Source organism: Streptococcus penaeicida, from assembly GCF_002887775.1.
GTDB classification, from domain to species: domain Bacteria; phylum Bacillota; class Bacilli; order Lactobacillales; family Streptococcaceae; genus Streptococcus; species Streptococcus penaeicida.
On the sequence record NZ_LOCM01000019.1, the window covers coordinates 1 to 3533 of the forward strand.

Annotated in this window: 1 protein-coding gene and 1 pseudogene; one reads left to right on the top strand and one right to left on the bottom strand. The window is 40.8% G+C overall.

What is annotated here, in order from left to right:
* Positions 1-216: 216 nt before the first annotated feature.
* A pseudogene (locus AT575_RS04845) lies at positions 217-1439 on the bottom strand (MFS transporter).
* 488 nt (positions 1440-1927) lie between these two features.
* On the opposite strand from AT575_RS04845, the gene AT575_RS04850 reads away from it, so the two are divergent.
* The gene (locus tag AT575_RS04850; RefSeq protein ID WP_102777401.1) at positions 1928-3415 is read left to right on the top strand and encodes a DUF1846 domain-containing protein; all 1488 of its coding nucleotides are present in this window, start codon (positions 1928-1930) and stop codon (positions 3413-3415) included.
* Positions 3416-3533: the final 118 nt, after the last annotated feature.

The following is a 3533-nucleotide window of genomic DNA, read 5'->3' on the forward strand; positions in this document are numbered from 1 at the left end:
AATTGGCTTGAACACCTATATTGTACCGCGTTAGGAGTCTTTTGGGTATAACCTTTGATGCACACCCGCATAGCGGGTGGTTTTTTGTTTCACACCTTCGGAGTGAAACGGACTAAAAGTCACATAATAAATCAAAAATGTCCTTAACTAAGCTAAGGACATTTTCCTATATTAATTGTATTTCTACCAAAAATTTTCAATTAATAGTTAATTAACTTATTTTGATAGATTGCTATAGATAGATGATTTAAGGTTCTTAATTGATAGCATGGCAATAAATGAGATGATGTATAGCGACGCTAGGAAAATCATAACCATTGGAACACCTGAGGCGTCTAAGATTTTACCAATAATAACGGATGAGAAACCACCGACCGCACGACCTACGTTAAGGATAACGTTATTTGCTGTAGAGCGGATGTGGTGTGGGTAAAGTCTTGTAATCATTGCCCCGTAACCTGCAAACATACCGTTGACGAAGAATCCTACAATTGCTCCACCAATAATCATCGTCGGCATTGAGTTGGCAAATTGGAAGAGGTAAACACAGACTGATGAAGCAATCAGGAAGGCTGAGTAAACCATTCTTGGTCCAAAGCGGTCAAGGATTTGACCAAAGGTTAGCATCCCTAAACACATTCCCAAGATAGTTGCTACCATCCATAGAGATGAATCTTTTACTGAGATATTTAAGCTGGTTTGGATAATGGTTGGTAGCCAGTTCATCATACCGAAGTAGCCAGCAATTTGAACGGTTGTCATAACCATTAAAGCTAGTGTTTGGGCTGTTAATAGTGGTGTTTTGAAGAGTTGGTTAATTTTTACGGGTTGCTTGTTTCTTCTGACTCATCGCCACCATTGTCCCAAATCTTGTCATCGTCGATAGCAAGCTTCATCCAAAGGACTAGTAAGATTGGTGCTAAACCGAATAAGAAGAGACCTCTCCATCCTAAGGCTGGTGCTAACCACCCTGCTAGTAATGCTGATGTGATTGAGCCGACCTGCCCAGCGATTCCGTTAAGGGAAGAAATGCGTCCCATTTTTTCTGGTGGAACAATTCCAGCCATGATGGCAATGGCAACTCCGTACTCACCACCAACTCCGATACCAGCGATAAAGCGCATGATGTAGAGGTATTCGATACTTTTAGTAAAGTAAATCAATCCTGTTGCAATTGAGAAGACTAAGATTGTCCATTTGAAGACCTTGAATTTATGATGGCGGTCAGCTAGAAGGCCGAATAATAAACCACCAACCAACATTCCTAAGTTTGTAATGGTCGCAATCCACCCACCTTGAGCTCCTGTTATGCCAAGTTCGGTGATGATTGAGGACATTGAGAAAGCCAGGAACATAACGTTTAAGTCGTCTGTACCTGAGGCTACAATGGCTGCCGCTAGGGCCCGCTTGTTGTTCTTGTCTAAAGACAGTTGTGACATGTGCTTCTCCTTTTAATAGTAGCTCTCTGACTACCTTAATTAATTGAACACTCCTCTAGGTCCCAAAAAAGGACTCGCAGCAAGGCCGTGAGTCCACAAAAAGTCTACAGAAAATAAGAGGGTATGAGTTACCAACTCTTCTTTGCGCTTTCATGTCTCACGGAACATGCTTAAAGCAGTATTTAATTGTTTATAAGTATAACCAAGAAAATGAGAATTGTCAACCACTTTTTTCTTTTTTAAGAATCGCCAAGCTGACAAACTCGTATCATGAATCAATTAAGGAAGAACAAAACACAAAGCACAAGTATAGGCAAGCCACTAAAGAGAGTGCTATCTCGAAACAATACATTAGTGTCAGAATTCTTCTTTAAATGTTCGGAAATTCTAACAATTATACTTAAATGTTTCAAAAATTAAGAGAAATTCAGGAAATCCTTTCCTTTCTTTCTGCTACTTTGTTATAATGCTATACAGAGGTATAAAACATGAAAAAAATTGCTTTTGATTCCGAAAAATACTTAAATCTGCAAAGAGACCACATTCTAGAACGCATTAGCCAATTTGATGGCAAGCTCTACATGGAATTTGGGGGCAAGATGTTGGAAGACTTCCACGCTGCCCGTGTCTTACCTGGTTATGAACCTGATAATAAGATTAAGCTCTTGAAAGAACTTAAAGATCAAGTTGAAATTGTCATTGCCATCAATGCTAATAACATTGAGCATTCAAAAGTACGTGGTGACCTTGGTATTTCCTATGACCAAGAAGTCTTCCGTTTAATTGACAAATTCAATACGCTTGATATTTATGTCGGATCTGTTGTCATTACCCAGTATAATAACCAACCAGCCGCTGATGCTTTCCGCAAAGCTCTTGACAAAAATGGGATTGCTTCTTACTTACATTACACCATTAAGGGCTACCCAACTGATATTGACCACATTATTTCCCCAGAAGGGATGGGGAAAAATGACTTTATCGAGACCAGCCGTAACCTTGTTGTTGTAACGGCACCTGGTCCAGGTTCTGGTAAATTGGCCACTTGTATGTCGCAGATGTATCATGATCAAATGCGTGGTGTGACTTCTGGTTATGCCAAATTCGAGACCTTCCCTGTTTGGAACTTACCGCTTCATCATCCAGTTAACTTAGCCTATGAAGCTGCTACTGCTGACCTTGATGATGTGAATATGATTGACCCCTTCCATTTGGAAAAATATGGCAAAACTGCCGTTAACTACAATCGTGATATTGAGGTCTTTCCTGTCTTAAATCGGACTTTTGAACGGATTTTAAATAAATCACCATATGCTTCCCCAACAGATATGGGAGTTAACATGGTTGGTTTCTCCATTGTTGATGAAGAGGCTGCCATCGAGGCTTCTAAGCAAGAGATTATCCGTCGCTATTACCAAACCTTGGTTGACTTTAAAGCTGAACGGGTCAGTGAAGCAGCCGTTAAGAAAATTGAACTCTTAATGAACGACATCGCGGTTACTCCTGCAGACCGCCAAGTAACTGTTTTGGCGCGTGAAAAAGCTGAAGCCACTAATGCACCTGCCCTTGCCTTAGAACTGCCGGATGGTCGTTTCGTGACTGGTAAGACATCTGAATTATTCGGACCAACTGCTGCAGTTGTCATTAATGCAATCAAAAAGCTAGCGAATATTGCTAAAGAAACGCCATTGATTGAGCCTGAATACGTTAAACCAATTCAAGGGCTAAAAGTTAATCACTTGGGTAGTCAAAACCCTCGCTTACATTCCAATGAAATTCTGATAGCGCTAGCCATTACTGCAATGACGAACAAGGATGCCGACCTTGCTATGAAAGAACTTGGTAACTTGAAAGGCAGCGAAGCTCATTCTACCGTAACCCTAACTGAAGAAGACAAAAACGTCCTTCGTAAATTGGGTGTTAACGTGACATTCGATCCCGTCTACCAACAAGATAAACTTTATCGTAAATCATAACCACCCGTCTAACGGGTGGTTTGAACAAGGGCTATAAGCCCAGAATACAAGCCAGCGTCTAAAGGCGCTGGCTTTCACTTTGTTCAAGCCTTATTGCTCTTGACTCGTCACTTGCCTC

Bases quoted from the DNA above. Each gene is read 5' to 3' on its own strand.
- AT575_RS04850 (WP_102777401.1), top strand. From the start codon at position 1,928: ATGAAAAAAATTGCTTTTGATTCCGAAAAATACTTAAATCTGCAAAGA.